The sequence below is a fragment of the Methyloparacoccus sp. NF-16 genome (assembly GCF_056880625.1).
The window spans coordinates 2,635,534-2,653,988 of record NZ_CP174130.1; the positions used below are offsets into that span (position 1 = coordinate 2,635,534).

20 protein-coding genes are annotated in these 18,455 nt (G+C 66.9%); 7 read left to right on the top strand and 13 right to left on the bottom strand.

Going from position 1 to position 18,455, the window contains the following annotated elements; all coding sequences use genetic code 11:
* Nucleotides 1-3 precede the first annotated feature (3 nt).
* From ACH5N8_RS12515 to ACH5N8_RS12540, 6 genes are all read right to left on the bottom strand, one after another.
* Nucleotides 4-2,487: a glycogen/starch/alpha-glucan phosphorylase gene (locus ACH5N8_RS12515; protein WP_483281548.1), complete on the bottom strand. Its 2,484-nt coding sequence runs from the start codon at nt 2,485-2,487 to the stop codon at nt 4-6.
* Between the two features lie 252 nt (nt 2,488-2,739).
* A complete protein-coding gene (gene ntrC / locus ACH5N8_RS12520; protein ID WP_483281549.1) occupies nt 2,740-4,155 on the bottom strand; it encodes a nitrogen regulation protein NR(I) in 1,416 nt (471 codons plus the stop codon).
* Nucleotides 4,148-5,227 carry a nitrogen regulation protein NR(II) gene (gene glnL / locus ACH5N8_RS12525; protein ID WP_460027380.1) on the bottom strand — a complete coding sequence of 360 codons (1,080 nt, stop codon included), beginning with the start codon at nt 5,225-5,227 and terminating at the stop codon, nt 4,148-4,150. Before glnL ends, ntrC begins: the two co-directional genes overlap by 8 nt.
* Before the next feature lie 153 nt (nt 5,228-5,380).
* Nucleotides 5,381-6,166 carry an HvfC family RiPP maturation protein gene (locus ACH5N8_RS12530; protein WP_483281550.1) on the bottom strand — a complete coding sequence of 262 codons (786 nt, stop codon included), beginning with the start codon at nt 6,164-6,166 and terminating at the stop codon, nt 5,381-5,383.
* Nucleotides 6,138-6,989: an HvfB family MNIO-type RiPP peptide maturase gene (locus ACH5N8_RS12535; protein WP_483281551.1), complete on the bottom strand. Its 852-nt coding sequence runs from the start codon at nt 6,987-6,989 to the stop codon at nt 6,138-6,140. The genes ACH5N8_RS12530 and ACH5N8_RS12535 overlap by 29 nt, the downstream gene beginning before the upstream one ends.
* A gap of 32 nt (nt 6,990-7,021) precedes the next feature.
* The gene (locus ACH5N8_RS12540; protein WP_460027377.1) at nt 7,022-7,345 is read right to left on the bottom strand and encodes an HvfA family oxazolone/thioamide-modified RiPP metallophore; all 324 of its coding nucleotides are present in this window, start codon (nt 7,343-7,345) and stop codon (nt 7,022-7,024) included.
* 348 nt (nt 7,346-7,693) lie between these two features.
* Here ACH5N8_RS12540 and ACH5N8_RS12545 point away from each other — a divergent pair, with 348 nt between their 5' ends.
* Nucleotides 7,694-7,885, top strand: coding sequence for a zinc ribbon domain-containing protein (locus ACH5N8_RS12545; RefSeq protein WP_483281552.1), 192 nt, complete (start codon nt 7,694-7,696; stop codon nt 7,883-7,885).
* A gap of 12 nt (nt 7,886-7,897) precedes the next feature.
* On the opposite strand, the gene orn is transcribed toward ACH5N8_RS12545, so the two are convergent.
* Complete coding sequence (gene orn / locus ACH5N8_RS12550; protein ID WP_483281553.1) at nt 7,898-8,443, bottom strand: oligoribonuclease; 546 nt, start codon at nt 8,441-8,443, stop codon at nt 7,898-7,900.
* A gap of 83 nt (nt 8,444-8,526) precedes the next feature.
* Between orn and ACH5N8_RS12555 the strand changes: the two genes are divergently transcribed.
* A complete protein-coding gene (locus ACH5N8_RS12555; protein ID WP_483281554.1) occupies nt 8,527-9,771 on the top strand; it encodes a M48 family metallopeptidase in 1,245 nt (414 codons plus the stop codon).
* A gap of 3 nt (nt 9,772-9,774) precedes the next feature.
* Nucleotides 9,775-10,704 carry a ribosome small subunit-dependent GTPase A gene (rsgA, locus tag ACH5N8_RS12560; RefSeq protein ID WP_483281555.1) on the top strand — a complete coding sequence of 310 codons (930 nt, stop codon included), beginning with the start codon at nt 9,775-9,777 and terminating at the stop codon, nt 10,702-10,704.
* A 57-nt stretch (nt 10,705-10,761) separates the two neighbouring features.
* On the opposite strand, the gene ACH5N8_RS12565 is transcribed toward rsgA, so the two are convergent.
* The 6 genes from ACH5N8_RS12565 to lptM form a co-directional block, all read right to left on the bottom strand.
* Complete coding sequence (locus ACH5N8_RS12565) at nt 10,762-11,790, bottom strand: DUF2333 family protein (protein WP_460027372.1); 1,029 nt, start codon at nt 11,788-11,790, stop codon at nt 10,762-10,764.
* A gap of 277 nt (nt 11,791-12,067) precedes the next feature.
* Nucleotides 12,068-12,982: a tyrosine recombinase XerC gene (gene xerC / locus ACH5N8_RS12570; RefSeq protein ID WP_483281556.1), complete on the bottom strand. Its 915-nt coding sequence runs from the start codon at nt 12,980-12,982 to the stop codon at nt 12,068-12,070.
* A gap of 3 nt (nt 12,983-12,985) precedes the next feature.
* A complete protein-coding gene (locus ACH5N8_RS12575; RefSeq protein WP_483281557.1) occupies nt 12,986-13,690 on the bottom strand; it encodes a DUF484 family protein in 705 nt (234 codons plus the stop codon).
* The gene (gene dapF / locus ACH5N8_RS12580) at nt 13,687-14,514 is read right to left on the bottom strand and encodes a diaminopimelate epimerase (RefSeq protein ID WP_483283193.1); all 828 of its coding nucleotides are present in this window, start codon (nt 14,512-14,514) and stop codon (nt 13,687-13,689) included. Before dapF ends, ACH5N8_RS12575 begins: the two co-directional genes overlap by 4 nt.
* A gap of 6 nt (nt 14,515-14,520) precedes the next feature.
* Nucleotides 14,521-15,771, bottom strand: a complete 1,251-nt coding sequence (gene lysA / locus ACH5N8_RS12585; protein WP_483281558.1) for a diaminopimelate decarboxylase — start codon at nt 15,769-15,771, stop codon at nt 14,521-14,523.
* Complete coding sequence (gene lptM / locus ACH5N8_RS12590) at nt 15,771-15,953, bottom strand: LPS translocon maturation chaperone LptM (protein ID WP_460027368.1); 183 nt, start codon at nt 15,951-15,953, stop codon at nt 15,771-15,773. The genes lysA and lptM overlap by 1 nt, the downstream gene beginning before the upstream one ends.
* A gap of 211 nt (nt 15,954-16,164) precedes the next feature.
* Between lptM and ACH5N8_RS12595 the strand changes: the two genes are divergently transcribed.
* The 4 genes from ACH5N8_RS12595 to ACH5N8_RS12610 are packed head-to-tail and all read left to right on the top strand — an operon-like array spanning nt 16,165 to nt 18,428.
* Nucleotides 16,165-16,794 (top strand): MotA/TolQ/ExbB proton channel family protein, encoded by a 630-nt coding sequence (locus ACH5N8_RS12595; protein ID WP_460027367.1) that lies wholly within the window; start codon nt 16,165-16,167, stop codon nt 16,792-16,794.
* Complete coding sequence (locus tag ACH5N8_RS12600; protein ID WP_483281559.1) at nt 16,791-17,213, top strand: ExbD/TolR family protein; 423 nt, start codon at nt 16,791-16,793, stop codon at nt 17,211-17,213. The genes ACH5N8_RS12595 and ACH5N8_RS12600 overlap by 4 nt, the downstream gene beginning before the upstream one ends.
* 8 nt (nt 17,214-17,221) lie before the next feature.
* A complete protein-coding gene (lpxK, locus tag ACH5N8_RS12605) occupies nt 17,222-18,238 on the top strand; it encodes a tetraacyldisaccharide 4'-kinase (RefSeq protein WP_483281560.1) in 1,017 nt (338 codons plus the stop codon).
* Nucleotides 18,219-18,428: a Trm112 family protein gene (locus ACH5N8_RS12610; protein WP_460027364.1), complete on the top strand. Its 210-nt coding sequence runs from the start codon at nt 18,219-18,221 to the stop codon at nt 18,426-18,428. The genes lpxK and ACH5N8_RS12610 overlap by 20 nt, the downstream gene beginning before the upstream one ends.
* Nucleotides 18,429-18,455: the final 27 nt, after the last annotated feature.

Genomic DNA, 18,455 nt, shown 5'->3' on the forward strand with positions numbered 1-18,455 from the left:
CCGTCAGGGCGCAACCGGCGTCAGCTGCCAGATGTCGCGGTTGTATTCCTGAATGGTGCGATCCGAGGAAAACTTGCCGGCAGCCGCGGTATTGAGAATGCTCATGCGGGTCCAGGCGTCGCTGTCGCGGTAGGCGGCGGCGGCCCGCCGCTGGGCCTCGAGATACGCCGGGAAGTCGGCCGCGGTCATCCACGGATCCCAGGCGCCCTGGATGGCGTCGATGACCGGGTCGAAGATGCCGGGCTCCTCGGCGTTGAAATGCCCCGACGCCAGCAGGTCCACCACGCGCCGGAGATCCTCGTTCTCGCGGATGATGCGCTGCGGGTCGTAGTGGGGACGCAGCTGCTCGACTTCCTCGGCCGTCAGCCCGAACAGGAAGAAGTTCTCTGCTCCCACTTCCTCGCGGATCTCGATGTTGGCGCCGTCCAGGGTGCCGATAGTGAGCGCGCCGTTGAGCATGAATTTCATGTTGCCGGTGCCCGAGGCCTCCTTGCCGGCGGTGGAAATCTGCTCGGAGAGATCCGTGCCGGGGCAGATGATCTCCATCGCCGTCACCCGGTAATTGGGCAGGAACACCACCTTGAGGCGGTCGCCGACCAGGGGATCGTGATTGACGACCTGCGCCACGTTGTTGACCAGCTTGATGATGCGTTTGGCCATCTGGTAGCCGGGCGCCGCCTTGCCGCCGAAGAAGACGACGCGCGGGGTCCAGTCGCCGACATCGCCGCGCCGGATGCGGTCATAGAGGTGGATGCAGTGCAGGACGTTGAGCAGCTGGCGCTTGTACTCGTGAATGCGCTTGACCTGGGTGTCGAATAGCGCCGCCGTGTCGAGCTGCACCCCCAGCTCGTCCCGGGCATAGGTGGCCAGCCTTTGCTTGTTGGCCAGCTTGATTGCCCGCCAGCGCTCGCGGAAGGCCGGCATCTCGGCATAGGGGGCCAGCTTGGACAGCTGGGCAAGGTCGCGCGTCCATTCGTCGCCGATGGCCTCGGTGATCAGCGCCGCCAGGCTCGGGTTGCAGCCCGCCAGCCAGCGCCGCGGCGTGATGCCGTTGGTCTTGTTGTTGAACTTCTCCGGCCACAGCTCGTAGAAATCGCGGAACAGGCCGTGCTTGAGCAGGTCGGAATGCAGCGCGGCGACACCGTTGACCGAGAAACTCCCGACGATGGCCAGGTAGGCCATGCGGACCTGCTGTTCCCAGCCTTCTTCGATCAGCGACATGCGGGCGACGCGCTCGTGGTCGCCCGGCCAGCGGGCCTCGACCTCGCGCAGGAAGGTGGCGTTGATGTCGAAGATGATCTCCAGCAGCCGCGGCAGCAGCTGCCGGAACATCCGCACCGGCCACTTTTCCAGCGCCTCCGGCAACAGGGTGTGGTTGGTGTAGGCCATGGTCCGGCGGGTGATCGACCAGGCCTCGTCCCAGGGAACGCCGTGCTCGTCCACCAGCAGGCGCATCAGTTCGGCGACGGCGATGGTCGGATGGGTATCGTTGAGCTGGAAGACATTCCTCTCGGCGAACCGGCTGAAATCCTCGCCGTGGCTCTGCACCCAGTAGCGCAACACATCCTGGAGGCTGGCCGAGGCGAGGAAGTACTGCTGCCGCAGGCGCAGTTCCTTGCCGTTCTCGCTGGCGTCGTTGGGATACAGCACCATGGTGATGTTCTCGGCCATGTTCTTCGAACGCACCGCCTCGGTGTAATCGCCGGCATTGAATTCGCTGAGGCTGAATTCATCGCTGGCCGCCGCCTTCCACAGGCGCAGGGTGTTGACCGTGCCGTTCTGGTAGCCGGGAATCGGCACGTCATAGGGCACCGCGAGCACCTCCTGCCCGTGCACCCAGCGCGCGCGGCCCTGCTCGTCCCGCTCCGTGTGCCCGCCGAAGCGGATGGACACGGTCAGCTCCGGGCGCTCCAGTTCCCAGACGTTGCCGTCCCGCAGCCAGTGGTCGGGCTCCTCCAGCTGATGGCCGTTGTCGATCAGCTGGCGGAACATGCCGTATTCGTAGCGGATGCCGTAGCCGGTGACCGGCAATTGCAGGGTGGCGCAGCTGTCGACGAAGCAGGCCGCGAGACGGCCGAGACCGCCGTTGCCGAGGCCGGCGTCGACCTCGATGTCGGCCAGTTCCTCCAGTTCCAGCCCGAGGCCCTGCAGCGCCTTGTGCAGGGGACGATCCAGCCCGAGGTTAAGCATCGCGTTGCTCAGGGCGCGGCCCATGAGGAATTCCAGCGATAGGTAATAGGCTCTCTTGCTGTCCGCTTCGCGGTAGGCCTGCAGGGTATTCTTCCAGCGCTCCATCAGCCGGTCGCGCACGGTCAGAGCCAGCGAGGTATAGGCGTAGTAGGCGGACTTGCAGGATTTGTCGCGCCCCAGCGTGTAGTTGAAGTGCTGGGCGATATCCCGGGCAAGCTCCTTCGGCTTGACGCCCAGCGGCTTGGTCTCGGTCAGTTCGGCGGTCGGGCGGCTCTGGATCAGTTGGCGGGTCAGCATGCGCGTCTTCCTTTTCGTGGAACGGTGAGAGGGGTCCCCGGGGTGGGGATCAAGGCGCCGCCGGCAACCTGGCGAAAGCAGATTCCCCGGGTCGGACGCACGCGGTCGGCTGCGCAACCGGGGTTTCACCCGGGCAGGCGCTTCCGTCAGACGGTCATTATCCCATCCCGGCCGCCGCGTATCAGCACTCTGGCCGGTAGCGGCGCATTTCCTCCCGCTGCACGCACGAGCGGGCCCGGGGCCGGCCCCCGATCAGACGTCGAGGTGCAGCTCGGCGATCTTGCGCGTCAGGGTATTGCGGCCATAGCCCAGCAGCTTGGCGGCCTCCTGCCGGCGACCGCGGGTGGCGCCCAGAGCGGTGGTGATGAGGATGCTTTCGGCGGACTCGATGGCATCCTTGGCGATATTGACGTGCCCCAGGCGCAGCTGCTCGTCGACCCACTGCCGCAAGGCATCCTGCCAGCCCTCGGCCACGACCGTCGACGACGCTTCGCGGGGCGGTTGCAGCAGCTCCGGCGGCAGATCGTCGAGGTGCACGTCGTTGCCCGCCGCCATCACCGTGATCCAGCGGCAGGTGTTCTCCAGTTGCCGCACGTTGCCGGGCCATTCCAGCGCGCAGAGATAGGCCTCGACGTCGGGCCGCAGGATCTTGGTATCGACCTTCAGCTCCCGGCTGGCCTCCTTGAGGAAATGCCTGAGCAGCAGCGGGATGTCCTGCCGCCGCTCGCGCAGCGGTGGCAGATGGATGCGGATGACGTTGAGGCGGTGGTAGAGATCCTCGCGGAAACGTCCTTCGGCGACCAGGGCATCCAGATTCTGGTGCGTGGCGGCGATGATGCGGACATCGACCTTGACCGGCGCGTGGGCGCCGACCGGAAAGAACTCGCCGTCGGCCAGGACGCGCAGCAGCCGTGTCTGCAACTCGGCCGGCATGTCGCCGATCTCGTCCAGGAACAGGGTCCCGCCATCGGCCTGCTCGAAACGGCCGGCGCGACGCGCCTGGGCGCCGGTGAAGGCGCCGCGCTCATGGCCGAACAGCTCCGACTCGAGCAGGTCGCGCGGTATCGCCGCCATGTTGAGGGCGATGAACGGCTGCTTGGCGCGCGGGCTGTGACGATGCAGGGCCTTGGCGACCAGTTCCTTGCCGGTGCCGGACTCGCCATTGATGAGGACGGTGATGTGCGAGCGCGCCAGACGGGCGATGGCCCTGAATACTTCCTGCATGGACGGCGCGGCGCCGATGATTTCGGGCGTCGCCTCCGTGGCCGGCGCCGGCTCGCGCTCGTGCCGCAGGTTGCGGGCGTGGGCACAGGCGCGACGCACGCGGTCGACCGCCTCGTCCACATCGAATGGCTTGGGCAGGTACTCGAAGGCACCGCCATGAAACGCCGAAACGGCGCTCTCCAGGTCGGAGTGGGCGGTCATGATGATGACGGGCAGTTCGGGATGACGCTCCTGCAGGCGCTTCAGTAGCGACAGGCCATCCATGCCCGGCATGCGGATGTCGGTAATGATGGCTTCCGGCTGCTCGGTTTCCAGCGCCTCCAGCGGGCCATTGGCGCTGGCGAAGCTGCGGGTCTTGATACCCGCTTTCTGCAGGGCCTTTTCCAGCACCCAGCGGATGGACCGGTCATCATCGACGATCCAGACCTGATCGGCTTCAGTCATGGCCCGACTCCAGAGGCAAGTAGATGGAAAACACGGTATTGCCGGGCGTGCTGGCGCACTCGATCAGGCCACCGTGCTGATTGATCAGCGATTGAGCGATCGACAGCCCGAGCCCCGTGCCCTCGGCGCGGCCGGTGACCATCGGGTAGAAGATCTGCCCCATCAGCTCGGCCGGAATGCCGGGCCCATCGTCCTGGACATCGATCTTCACCGCCATGCGGTTGCGCTTGTGGCCGATGGTGACCTGGCGGTGGATGCGGGTGCGGATCACGATGCGGCCGCGGGTGCCGACGGCCTGGGCGGCATTGCGGACGATATTGAGGATGGCCTGAATCAGGAGATCGCCATCCCCCTGCACCAGCGGAATGCTGGGGTCATAATCGCGTTCCAGCAGCACGCCGGCACGCGCCTCGACCTGCACCAGCTGGCGGACCCGCTCCAGTACCTTGTGGATGTTGATGGGCTCCATGATCAGGGGCTTGTTCGGCCCCAGCATCCGGTCGACCAGCGATTGCAGCCGGTCGGATTCGTCCATGATGATCTGTGTGTATTCGCGCAGTTCCTCGTCCTGCAACTCGCGCTGCAGCAGCTGCGCCGAGCCGCGGATACCGCCGAGGGGATTCTTGATCTCGTGCGCCAGCCCCCTCAGCAGCATGCGCGCGGCATTCTGCTGGGCCAGGATCTGCTCCTCCATGGAGATGCGCAGATGGCGGTCGACCTGCTCGATCTGCACCAGCACCGCTTCCGCCCGCTCCTTCTCCAGCACCGGCACGATGGTCAGGTTGACGGTTAGCGGATGCGAGGGCGCGCCGAGCACCAGGTTGCGCTTGGTCAGGGTCTCGCCACGCTGGACGGCACGACGAAAATCGGATTCGATGCGCCGGTCGCAAAGCCCGAACATCTCCCGGGCCCGCATGCCGCGCACCTGGCGAGCGCTGACCGCGAACAGCATCTCGCCGGCCAGGTTGATGTAGGACAGCCGGCATTCGGCGTCGAACAGCAGGACCGCGTCCGTCAGGTGATCGAGGATGCGCAGGCTGAGGTCGTCGGTATCCGGAGCATTAGCATTCATGCCCTGTGGCCAAGCAAATAAGGGGCCAAGCCGGTTCACGGAAGCTGACGCAAGGCATCACACCCGCGGCGGCCATCATGCACCATTATTGGGCATCAGTGGCCGACAAAAAAGCCCCAGAACGGGGCATGTCCGGCGTGCGAACCGTGCGGCTCAGGCGCTCGGCCCCACCACGCCGCGTTGATGCAGGGAAACGAGCAACGCCTGGCCGAAGGCCAGCACCGGGTCGGGCTCGGGAGCTTGCAGCTCACGGGCGATTTGCCGCAGATGCACCCTGACGGGAAGCTCAGGGTCATCGCTCAGCAGTTCCAGCAGCCGGTGCGAGACGGCATTGGCCTCCATGAAATGCACGACATCGTCGCGGCCGCGGTAGGCCACGAGGCAGGTCGGGGTCTCCGGCATCACGCTTGGCCGGTGTTGCGGGCCGATCCGGTGCACCGGATAGCGGTATACCAGCGACCAGGCCACCGGCGAACGCAACACGCCGATATCCGGCAGGCTGGCGGCGAAATCGGCGCGCAATTCCGGCGGCTCGTCCTCTGCGACCGCCAGGGCCAGCTCCACCCACTCGTAATGGGCAAGTTCGGCCAAAAACGGTGGCTCGCCAGGTCCGGGCGTCCGCTCGGTTTCCAGATAGCGCAGGAACTCCCGGGCGATCTCGCTGAAAAGGGGGGTCTCGCATCGATGCCGGGCGTAGAAATCCCGCACCAGGGCACGCCAGCCATCCTCCGCCAGCAAGCTCCTGAGAACCGGGAACCCGGCCGAGAGGAAGCTTTCGATATTGTTGAAAAACAGCTCCCGGTAGGCTGCCAGCCGTCGCTCGGGAACTCCCGCCGGCCCCGGCGCCGCGGCCGGATTGCGGATATGCGCGGCGAAGACCAGCTGCAGCTGCTGGAAATGCGGTCGCGCCTCAGCCATGGCAGTGCGCAAGCGGCGCATGGGCCAGCTGCAGGCGGCGGATTTCCGCGATCTCCGTCAGCAACTCGGCCAGCGGCGGCAGATTGAAGTCGCGCTCCAGCAGCGTCGGCAAGACCCCGAACAGGCTGTAGGCCAGATCCAGAAGGCGCCAGACCGGATCGATGACGGCGGCACCGTGGGTATCGATCAGGAAATCCTCGTCCTCCACGTAGTGCCCCGCGATGTGCAGGCCGACGATCCGGTCTGCCGGCAGCGCCCGGATGAAGGTCTCCGGGTCATAGCCATGATTGACGCTGTTGACATGGACATTGTTGACGTCCAGCAGCAGATCGCAGTCAGCCGCCGCCAGGACGGCGCGCAGGAAGTCGGATTCCGGCATTTCCTGCCCGGGCGCGGCATAGTAGGAAATGTTCTCGATGGCGATGCGCCGCTCCAGGATGTCCTGGGTTCTGCGGATGCGGCCGGCCACGTAGTCCACGGCCTCGGCCGTGAAGGGAATGGGCATCAGGTCGTAGAGATGCCCGTCGTCGCCACAGTAGCTGAGATGCTCGCTGTAGGCGGCGATCCGATGCACAGCGAGAAACGCCTTCAGCTCGACGAGGAAATCCTGGTCCAGCGGCGCGGGGCCGCCCAGGGAGAGCGACAGGCCGTGGCAGGAGAAGGGATATCGCTCGGTGAGTCGCCGGAACTGCCGGCCGAGGCGGCCGCCGACCCCCATCCAGTTCTCGGGCGCCACCTCGTAGAAATCGATGCCGGGCGGCGCCTGCTCGACCAGCTGGTCGAGCAGGGCCCGACGCAACCCCAGCCCGGCCCCCCGAATCATCCGGTCGCGCGATGTCGACATGCCGGACCGGGGCTCGGGGGGAGGGGCTGGCCTTACTTGGCCGGCTCGGCAGCCGGCGGATCCATCTTCATGCCCGCGGCGCACTTGCCTTCCATCGCCTTCTTTTCCTGCTCGGGCGTCTTCTTGGACTGCTCCATCATGGCGCCGCAGTTCATCTCGGGGCTCTGCATTTTCTGTCCGCCGCACTTGCCCTCCCCACAGACCATTTCCTTGCTGTCCTTGCCGGCCTCGGCAACCTGAACATAGCCGGAAGCCAGATCCTTGAGGGCAAAAGGATTCTCGCCTGCGCTGACGGCGCCGGCCAGCGATCCGGCGACTGCCGCGCCCAGCACGGTCGAAAAGGTTTTCTTGCTCATGTCGTTCCTCTTGAAGTTTAAGGGGGTGCAGGAAAATCGGCCTGAAGGCTCATCCGCCCGGGGGTGGGCAGGGCTTGCGCCGGTCTGAGGCCTGGCGCGTCACGAGCCGGGCCGCGGGCCTGCTGACCGCGCCGGGCATTCTCACACATGCCCGAAAATTGTGCACCGGCTCACGCCGGACCGGCCCCGACGCGCCATGCATCGACCACGGGGGCGGGACAGGGTTCCCGCCTGAGGAGCCACGGCCCGCCCATGGCACGCCGGAAAGGCTTAGGCTATGCTCTGCGCGTTGCGAGAGCCCGGGCGTTCGCCGGCGCTCCCCGTTTTCCCGTCTGCCGAGGTCACAGCATGTTTTGCCGTCATTGTGGAACCGAGTTGAAAGACAAGGCCATCGTTTGCAGCCACTGCGGCAACGCCGTCGCCGAGGGCGGCGAGGCACCCGTGCCATCGGCGGCGCCGCGCTGGAGCTGGTTCACCATGCTGGTGACGCTGGGCATCATCCTGGTCCTGCTGCTGGTGGCCATCATCGCCGGACTGTGATCGCAGCGAGGCTCAGATCCTGAACAGGCCCGCCCGGTAATGGCGCAACTCCGCAATCGACTCGCGGATGTCGTCGAGCGCCCGATGGGCGTTGTTTTTCCTGAAGGCGTCCTTGACCTCCGGCGCCCAGCGCGCCGCCAGCTCCTTGAGGGTCGAGACGTCCAGGTTGCGATAGTGGAAGAAGCGCTCCAGACGCGGCATGCTCGCCGCCATGAAGCGGCGATCCTGACAGATGCTGTTGCCGCACATGGGTGAAACGCCGGGTGGCACCCAGGCGGCGAGAAAGTCCAGGGTAGCGGCTTCGGCGGCCGCCTCGTCCAGGGAACTCTCGCGTACCCGCTCCATCAGACCCGACGCCCCATGATGGGTCTGGTTCCAGTCATCCATGGCGGCGAGAATCGCCTCGTCCTGATGGATCGCCAGCACCGGCCCCTCGGCCAGAATGTTCAGGTCCCTGTCGGTGACCAGGGTCGCGATTTCGAGGATGCGATCCCTGAGCGGATCCAGCCCCGTCATTTCCAGATCGACCCAGACCAGATTCTGTGCATTCGACGACATGATGATGAAATATCCGTGTTACGCGACCGACGCCACAAAGGCTGTCCCGTTCGGCTCCCCGCGATAGACCCCACGAGAACCCCATGAACGATTTTACTGTAGTGTTCCTGATCGCCCTAGCCGCCTCCACCGGCATCGAATACTGGCTGTCCCGGCGCCAGGCCGACCATGTGAGTCGGCATCGGACGGCAGTTCCCGAGGCTTTCCGGGCGAGCGTCAGCCTGGAGGCGCACCAGAAGGCAGCCGCCTACACCCTCGACAAGCTCCGCCTGGCCAATGTCGATCGGGCACTCGGCGTCGCCGTCCTGCTGCTGTTCACGCTCGGCGGCGGAATCGGCTGGCTGCAAGGTCTCTGGGCCGGCCTCGGACTTTCGTCACGCCTGGCCGGCATCGCCCTGATCCTCAGCGTCCTGCTGCTGATGCAGCTTATCGAGCTGCCGATGAGCCTGTACCAGACCTTCGTCATTGAGGAGCGCCACGGCTTCAACCGCAACACCCCGGCCCAGTTCGCCAAGGACCTGCTCATGCAGACACTGCTGAGCCTAGCCATCGGCGCCCCGCTGCTGGCGCTGGTACTGTGGGTGATGGACTCCAGCGGCAGCTACTGGTGGCTGCTGGCCTGGGCCATCCTGATCGGCTTCTCGATCGTCATGAGCTGGGCCTACCCCACCCTCATCGCGCCCCTGTTCAACAAGTTCACGCCACTGCCCGATGCAACCTTGCGCCAGCGGATCGAGGCCCTGCTGGAGCGCTGCGGCTTCCACAGCCAAGGCATCTTCGTCATGGACGGTTCGCGCCGCTCCGGTCACGGCAATGCCTATTTCACCGGCATCGGCGACAGCAAGCGCATCGTGTTCTTCGATACCCTGGTGGATTCCCTGCAACACGATGAACTGGAGGCCGTGCTGGCGCACGAACTGGGCCATTTCAAGCGCCGGCATGTGATCAAGATGCTGGTTGCCAACTCCACGCTGATGCTGATCGGTTTCGCACTGCTGGGCTGGCTCAGCCAGCAGGCCTGGTTCTACCAGGGACTGGGCGTGCATGAGCCATCCCCTGCCGCCGCCCTGCTGCTGTTCATGCTGGTCATGCCGGTGTTCACGGTCTTCCTGAAGCCGCTCATGGCCTTCTTCCAGCGGCGCTACGAATTCGAGGCCGACGACTTTGCCGCGGCCCACACCCAGGCCCGGCACCTGGTCAGCGCGCTGGTCAAGCTGTACCGCGAGAACGCCAGCACCCTCACGCCCGATCCGCTCTATGCCGCCTTTCATTACAGCCACCCGCCGGCCGCGATCCGCATCGATCATCTCAACGCCAGGCCAGGCTGAGGCGTGAGCGCGGGAGAGCAGTGGGCGGGGGACCGGAGCCGGCCGGAAGCGGAATTGCGCGAGGGCCGGGTTGTCAGCCACCTCGGCCAGGGACTGGCGGTGGAGGACGACCGCGGCGAGGTCGTCATCTGCCATACGCGGCGGCAATTGGGCGCGGTGGCGGTCGGCGACCGGGTCCTGTGGTCGACGGCCGACCGCCAGCAGGGGCGGGTGGAACGCATCCTGCCGCGGCGTAGCGTACTGACCCGGCCGGCGCATGGCGGCCGCATCCGCCCGGTGGCGGCCAACCTGGACCAGATCGTCATCGTCGTGGCGCCGGAACCGGAACCGGACTGGCTGCTGGTGGACCAGTACACCGCCGCTTGCGAACACCGGGGGCTCGGCGTCGTCATCACGGTCAACAAGCAGGAACGCATCGCCGACCGCGCCCGCGTGGAACAGACCCTGTCGGTGTATCGCCGGATCGGCTATACCTGCCTCTTGCTCAGCGCCCACACCGGAGACGGTCTGCCACACCTTCGCGAGGCGCTGAAACAGCGTTGCAGCATGCTGGCCGGCCAGTCGGGGGTCGGCAAATCCTCCCTGACCAACAGCCTGCTGCCCGGCCGGAACCTGCGCACCCGGGAACTCTCCGACAAGGCCGGACTCGGCCGTCACACCACCACGGCGGCCATGCTCTACCACCTGCCCGAGGGTGGCGACCTGATCGACAGTCCCGGGGTGGCCGTCTTCGGTCTGGCGGAGATGACCGCCGCCGACGTGGCCGGTGGCTACCGTGAATTCCGGGAATGGCTGCCGCAATGCCAGTTCAACGACTGCCGACACCTTGGCGACAAGGGCTGTGCCATCCTGGCCGCGGTCGAAGCCGGCCGGGTCGACGCCGGCCGCTACGAGCGCTTCCGGAAGCTGCTGGCCAAGATGCACCTGGCCTGAGGAAGGAGACCGGCCCGCCCCGGGCAGCGCCGGAAGCAGGCCAGCGGTGATGCGGGCTTAGCCCTGCTGCAGCAGCGAGCGCAGATCGATGGTGGCCGCGTTGGCGCGGGCGATGTAGTTCGCCAGGGTCAGCGAGTAGTTGGCGAACAGACCGAAGCCGCTGCCATTGAGGATGACGGGGCTCAGGTGGGATTCCTGGCTGTTTTCCAGTTCGCGCACGATCTGCTGCAACGACACCAGCGCCGTCTTGTTGCCGAGGATGTCGCGGAAATCGAACTCGATGGCCTTGAGCACCAGCATCGCCGCCCAGGTGTAGCCGCGCGCCTCGAAGAAGCGGTCGTCCAGCTTCAGCCAGGGCGTGCGTCCCAGCTCGGAATGGCGGACCTCGGAGCCCTCGGGCTGACGATCGGCGGTACTGGCGCTCAGGCGGTTGGAGTAATCGCCCAGACGTTTCTCCAGCACTTCCAGATACTGGCGCAGGTTGTCCGCACGGGCGTAGAAATTGGCGTCGCGCTTCATCAGGCGGGCACGGTAGGCCTCCAGCGATTCGATACCCTTCTCGTACTCGGATTCCGACGAGGGCAGCTGCCAGGAACGATAATCGAAATACAGGAACGGTTCGCCCTTGGACAGATCGGGGTCTTCCTGGGACTGCGTCTGCGAGCGGGCGATGTTGTTGCGCAGGGCCGTGGTGGCGTCGCGCAGGGCTATCAGCGCGCCCAGTTCCCAGTTGGGAATATTGTCAAGCAGGACGCTGGGCGGGAATACGTCGTTCAACAGGAAACCGCCCGGCTTGTGCAACAGGGTCTCGGCGATCGCGATCAGGGTCGTGCTGTAGGTATAGCCCAGCGGCAGTTCCTTGGGATTCTGGACATTGGCAGCCTTGGCGGCCTCCTCCACCACGTCGAAGGGTTCCGGCTCGCGGCTCCAATACCAGCCAATCGCGTAGAGAAGAATGCACAGCCCCAGCACGCCGCCAACCACCCGGGCTGCGATACGGTTGCCCAGCAGCTTGCGACCGCTGAATCCGGCCTTGCGGGGAGTGGGTTCGGAAGATTCCTGACCGTGCGGATCGGGGACTGACATGCTGAGAATCCTGGTTCGTGCGTCGATCCGGGCAGTATACAACAAGGCAGCCTGGCGACCGGGACGCTGCGCTCGGGACTCCGGAAGCGGCAACCCGGCCCGGGCGGGTCGGGTCGGTGGGGAACGTCAGGGGGGCGGACAGGGGCAATCCCGAATGGCGTGGGTGGTGGAAGGAGACCGCCCCCCCGGGACACCCCTGAGTCACGATACTACCCAAAACCACAGCGCATATCAGTATTTTTATCGCAAGCCATGACCAAGGCCGCGCGCGGCGGGTTCACTCGCCCTTGCGACCGGAACGTGCGCGTGGATGGGCGCGATCGTACACACTGGCCAGGTGCTGGAAATCCAGGTGCGTGTAAACCTGCGTCGTACTCAGATTGGCGTGCCCCAGCAATTCCTGGACGGCGCGCAGGTCGGCGCTGGATTCCAGCAGATGGCTGGCAAACGAATGCCGCAGACGGTGGGGATGCAGGCCCTCGGACAGGCCCAGCCGGAACTGCCAGCGCTCCAGCCGCGCCTGCACCGTGCGCGGCGCGATGCGCGTACCGCGCCGGCTGAGGAAAACGGCGGTCTCGCCTTCCCGGACCAGACGGTCCCGCGCCGCGAACCAGGCCGCCATGGCCTTGCGGGCACAGGCGCCGACGGGAACCTGCCGGGACTTGCGGCCCTTGCCTTGGCGCACCAGCACCATGCCGTCGCGCAGGTCGACATCGACGATATCCAGCCCGGTCAGCTCGGACAGCCGCAGGCCGGAGGAGTAGAACAGCTCCCACATGGCCAGGTCGCGCTGCTCCAGAATGTCATCGACCGGCACCTCCAGCAGGCTGACCACCTGATCCACATCCAGAACCTCCGGTAGCCGGCGCGGCGCCTTGGGGGCACGCAGGCCCACCGTCGGGTCACCCGCCAGCTCGCCGCCCCGGATCAGCCAGGCAAAGAAACCCCGCTGAGCCGACAAGGCTCGCTGCAAGCTGCGGCTGCCGAGTTGCTCGCGGTGCCGCTGGGCCAGGTACTGGCGCAGATCGGCGGCCTTCAGCGCCTGCCAGTCAGGCAACCCGCGACGCTCGCAGTAGTCGCGCAGCTGTCGGAGATCGCGGCCATAGGCAGCCAGCGTGTGCGGCGAAAGCCGCCGCTGAAATCTCAGGCTGTCGAGATAGGCCTCCAGCTGCTGCAGGGCCGCGGCATCCATGCCCTAGCCGGGCTCATGGACCAGCATCGCCAGCCGCGCGGCCAGAATCTCGCTCATCTGCCCCAGCAGCACGAAGCTCATATCGGGCCGGAAGCGGGCGGCATCGCGGCTGCCGATGGCGAACAACCCTCGAAGCCCCGCATGGCGAAGCCCCATGACCGCCATCGAGGCAACCTCCGCCGCCTGCCGGCCGAACAGGAACGCTGCCGGCTCCGGCTCGGGGCGACCGCACCAGGGCTGCTCGGCGTCGATGACCGTCTCGCACCAGCTGGCCACGGTCGCGCCGCGCGGCACGAAGAGGTTGGCAACCGGGCTGTCGCGCCAGGGCGCAAGTATCCGCACGACCCCGAAGTCGGCCTGAAAATACTGATGCAGGCCCCAATCCAGGCTGGCCAGCACATCCTCGACAGTGCGCGCGTCCAACAGGGCCAGCGTCAGCTGATGCGTGCGCTGGTAGAGCGCATCGTTTTCCCGCGCGATCTGCACCAGTTCATCGAGCTGCTGGGCCAGCCGCCGGTTGCGCTCGCGCAGCACATCGAGCTGGCGCGCCACCAGCGACACCGCGGTACCGCTCTCGTGCGGGATCGTCAGGGTTTCGAGGAGATACTGATGCTCGCCGAAAAACTCGGGATGACGCTGGAGATAACGTGCGACCTCCGCTCCGCCGATCGACTCCTCGCCGCGACGCGTGGACAGAAACTGCTTCATAACTCGATGACTCCCTCGAAGACGGTGACGGCGGGACCGGTCATGAACACCGGGCAACCCCGCCCCTGCCAGGCGATCGACAGGCGGCCACCCGGCAACTCGACCGATACCGGGCTGCGCAACAGGCCCTGCTCGATGCCAACCACGGCCGCCGCGCAGGCGCCACTGCCACAGGCCAGGGTTTCGCCCGAGCCCCGCTCGAACACGCGCAAGCGGATCGCGTGCGCCTCGACGACCTCCATGAAGCCGACATTGACGCGTTCGGGGAACAGCGGATGGCTCTCCAGCTGCGGCCCCAGCACCGCCACCGGCGCGGTATCGACCGCATCGACCAGCAGCACCGCATGCGGATTGCCCATCGACACGGCACCGAAGGACCAGGTCCGCCCTTCCAGTTCCACCGGATAGCGGTAGCGCTCGTCGGCAAAGACCAGCGGAATCTCCGCCGGCGCATGCCGGGGCACCCCCATGTTCACGGTCACCTGGCCGGTCGCCGAAAGCCGCAGCACCAGGCGCCCGGCATCCGTGTCGACCTGGATCTCGTCCTTGTCCGTCAGCCCCTGCTCGCGCACGAAGCGGGCGAAGCAGCGGGCGCCGTTGCCGCACTGCGCCACCTCGCTGCCGTCGGCGTTGAAGATGCGATAGCGGAAATCGGCATGCGCCTGATGCGCCGATTCCACCAGCAGCACCTGATCGCAGCCGACGCCGAAATGCCGGTCAGCCAGAAAGCGGATCTTCTCCGGCGTCAGCTGCACCGCCTGGCGGATGGCGTCGACAACGACAAAGTCGTTGCCGAGGCCCTGCATCTTGGTGAACTTGAGCAGCATGGCTCAGCCCGGCAGCACGGCTTCGAGGGCGAACAGCTCCGGCAGCGTCTCGCGACGGCGGGCCAGGAAGGCGCGATCGCCGTCGACCAGCACCTCGGCGACGCGGGGCCGGGCATTGTAGTTGGAGCTCATGCAGAAGCCGTAGGCGCCGGCGGAACGCACCGCCAGCAGGTCGCCCTCGCGGATTGCCAGCTCTCGGTCCTTGCCCAAGAAGTCGCCGGTCTCGCAGACCGGCCCGACCACATCGTAGCGTCGCGCCACCTGCCGGTGGTCGACCTCGACCGGCAGGATAGCCTGCCAGGCCTGGTAGAGCGAGGGCCGGATCAGATCGTTCATGGCCGCGTCGACGATGGCGAAGTCCTTGGCGCCGGTGGACTTCAGGTATTCCACGCGGGTCAGGAGCACGCCGGCATTGCCGACGATGGCCCGGCCCGGCTCGATCAGCACCTCGTAGTCCAGCCCGGCCAGCTGCCGGGACAGTATGCCGGCGTACTCGGCCGGCTCCGGCGGCTCCTCGCTCTGATAGCGAATGCCGAGGCCGCCGCCGAGATCGAGATGGCGGATACCGATGCCTTCCTGCTTCAGGCGCTCGACAATCGACAGGACCCGCGCCAGGGCATCGACGAACGGCGCCAGTGACGTCAGCTGCGAGCCGATGTGGCAGTCGATGCCCACCACCTCGACATGGGGCATCGCCGCCGCCCGCCGATACTCGTGCAGCGCGGTCTCGACATCGATGCCGAACTTGTTCTCGCGCAGCCCGGTGGAAATGTAGGGATGGGTACCGGCATCGACATCGGGGTTGACGCGCAGCGATACGGGGGCCTTGCAGCCCAGCTCACCGGCAATGCGGTTGAGCCGGTCCAGCTCGCCGGCCACCTCGACGTTGAAGCAGCGGATGCCGACCTCCAGCGCCCGCCGCAGCTCGTCCTTGCGCTTGCCGACACCGGAAAACACCACCCGCGCCGGATCGCCGCCGGCCGCCAGCACGCGCTCCAGTTCGCCGACCGAGACGATGTCGAAGCCGGACCCCAGGCGCGCCAGCACATTCAGGACGGCCAGGTTGGAATTGGCCTTGACGGCATAGCAGACCAGATGCGGATGGTTGGCGAAGGCACGGTCGAAGGCGTGCCAGTGGCGCTCCAGCGTGGCCCGGGAATACACATAGCAGGGCGAGCCATATTCCGCGGCGACGCGCGCCAGCGGCACGTCCTCGGCATACAGCGAACTGCCGCGGTAATTGAAATGATCCATCAGTTCGGCGCCGAAGGTTCGAGCTGCGGCGTCGGCTCGGCCGGGGCTTTCCTGACCGGCTGCTTCGCCGTCTTCATGCCGGGCGGCTCGTGGCCCTCCATGTACAGCGGGCCCTTCTGCCCGCAGGCCGAGAGCAGAAGAAGCGTGAGCGACAACAGGGCCGCGGTCGTGCGGTGCATCATGACAGGGGGATGACGTGGTTCCAGGGAGCGCGCATTCTAATGGAATTCCGCCCCACCCACATGCCGGCGCGCCCGCCGCCCGGGCAATGTCCCGGCAAGCGGCCGGGAGCGGGTGGCGAAATGATAGAATCCGCCCGACCGGCCGATCCCTGCCGACCACAACCGCTGTCCCGCCAGGGCGGCCGCCGGACATACCACTGACGAGTCCCCCGTGCTGGAAATCATCAAACTCGGCGGCTGGGTGATGCTGCCCATCATCGCCTGCTCGGTCGTCGCCCTGGCCATCGTCGGCGAACGGCTGTGGTCGCTGCGCACCGTCCGTGTCATGCCCGCGGAACTCATTCCCCGCGTCGTCGAGCTGCACCGCAACCAGCGGCTGGATGCCATGGAGCTGCGCCGGATCCGGGCCAGCTCGCCACTCGGCGCGATCGTCGCGGCGGCACTCGGCAGCCAGCGCCAGGGACGCGAGACGCTGAAGGAGAACGTCGAGCAGGCTGGCCGGCAGGTCGTGCACGAGCTGGAACGCTACCTCAACACCCTGGGCACGATCGCCTCCATTTCCCCCTATCTGGGGTTGCTCGGCAGCGTGCTCGGCATGATGAAGGTCTTCGCCAACTTCTCCGCCGGCGGCAGCGACATCGCCAATCCGGCGCAGCTGGCCGGCGGCATCTCGGAAATCCTGATGGCGACGGCGGCAGGCCTCGCGCTCGCCATTCCCAGCCTGATCTTCTACCGCTATTTCCAGGGCAAGGTCGCCGAACTGACGGTACGCATGGAGGAAGAGGCCGTGCGACTGCTCGACGCCCTGGACCGTGTCGACGCCCCGGGCCAGCCGTCATGAATTTCCGTCCGCGCCAGCGCGAGGAGCCGGAGCTGAACCTGATCCCGATGATCGACGTGCTCATCGTACTGCTGATCTTCCTGGTGCTGACCACCACCTTCAGCCGCGAGGCGCAGCTGCGCATCAGCCTGCCGGATGCGCCGGGCGCCGCGGGCGAGGCCAGCCATGCCCAGGCCGTGCAGATCGTGATCAGCGCCGAAGGCCGCTACCGGATCGGCCAGCAGGAGCTTCCGGACAGCCACCTGGCCACCGTCAAGGCGGCGCTGCAGGCGGCCGCCGGCGGCAATCCCGATCCGCTGATCGTCATCGACGCCGACCGCGCCACCCCACACCAATCCGTGATCATGGTGCTGGACGCGGCCGGCCTGCTCGGTTACCGGCGCGTGAGCCTCGCGGCCGAGAACCGCGGCGGCGATTGATCCCGGGCGTGAACCGCAAAGCCGCCGTGGCCGCCTGGCTGCAAGCACAGTGGTACGACAACGAGCGTCCGGGCCCCTGGCTGACCGGCGCGGAGGCGCTGTTCCGGCGGGCCGTCGCCCTGCGCCGCAAGGCCTACCGCGAGGGGCGCAGGCCGGTCGAGCGACTGCCGGTCCCGGTGGTGGTGGTCGGCAACCTTACCGTGGGCGGCACCGGCAAGACGCCGCTGACGCTCTGGCTGGCCGATTTCCTGCGCCAGGCTGGCTACCGGCCCGGCATCATCAGCCGCGGCTACGGCGGCCGCAGGCTGTCGCACCCGCTGCAGGTGGGCGCCGACACGCCGCCCGGACTGGCCGGCGACGAGCCCGTGCTCATGGCCCGCCGCGCCGGCTGCCCGGTCGGGGTGTTCCCGCGCCGCGCCGAAGCCGCGCGCGCCCTGCTCGCCCAGGGGAACGTCGACCTCATCCTGGCCGATGACGGACTCCAGCATTACGCCCTCGGCCGCGACCTCGAGATCGCCCTGATCGACGGCGCGCGCGGCCTCGGCAACGGCCACTGCCTGCCGGCCGGCCCCCTGCGCGAACCGCCGGAACGGCTCGACAGCGTCGACTTCGTCGTCTGGACCGGCCGGGGTCCCGCAGGCGCCACCGTCATGACGCTGACCGGCGATCGTGCCGTGAACCTGCTCGATCCCGCGCTCAGCCAGCCGCTCGACCGGTTCGCGGGCCAGACCGTCTGCGCGGTGGCCGGCATCGGCCACCCGCCACGCTTTTTCCGCCATCTCGAAGATCGCGGCCTGACGCTTGTGGCCCGGGCCTTCCCCGACCATCATGTGTTCCGCCCCGGGGATCTCGCCTTCGCCGGCGCGGCCCCGCTGCTGATGACCGAGAAGGACGCCGTCAAATGCGCCGGCTTCGCCCGCCCGAACCACTGGTATGTGCCGGTCGCCGCAGAGCTCCCCGCCGATTTCGGCGCCCGATTCCTGACGCAACTGAAGAACCCACGCCATGGACAAGAAGCTGCTTGAAATCCTCGTCTGCCCGATCTGCAAGGGCGATCTGGTCTACCGCAAGGACGAACAGGAACTGATCTGCCGGGGCGACCGCCTCGCCTATCCGATCCGCGACGGCATCCCCGTGATGCTGGAAAACGAGGCGCGCCGCATCAGCCTGGAGGAATACGACGCCCTGCCCAAGCGTACCCCGCTGGTCGAGTGAGGGATGCGCACGGCCCCCTCGCCGGCC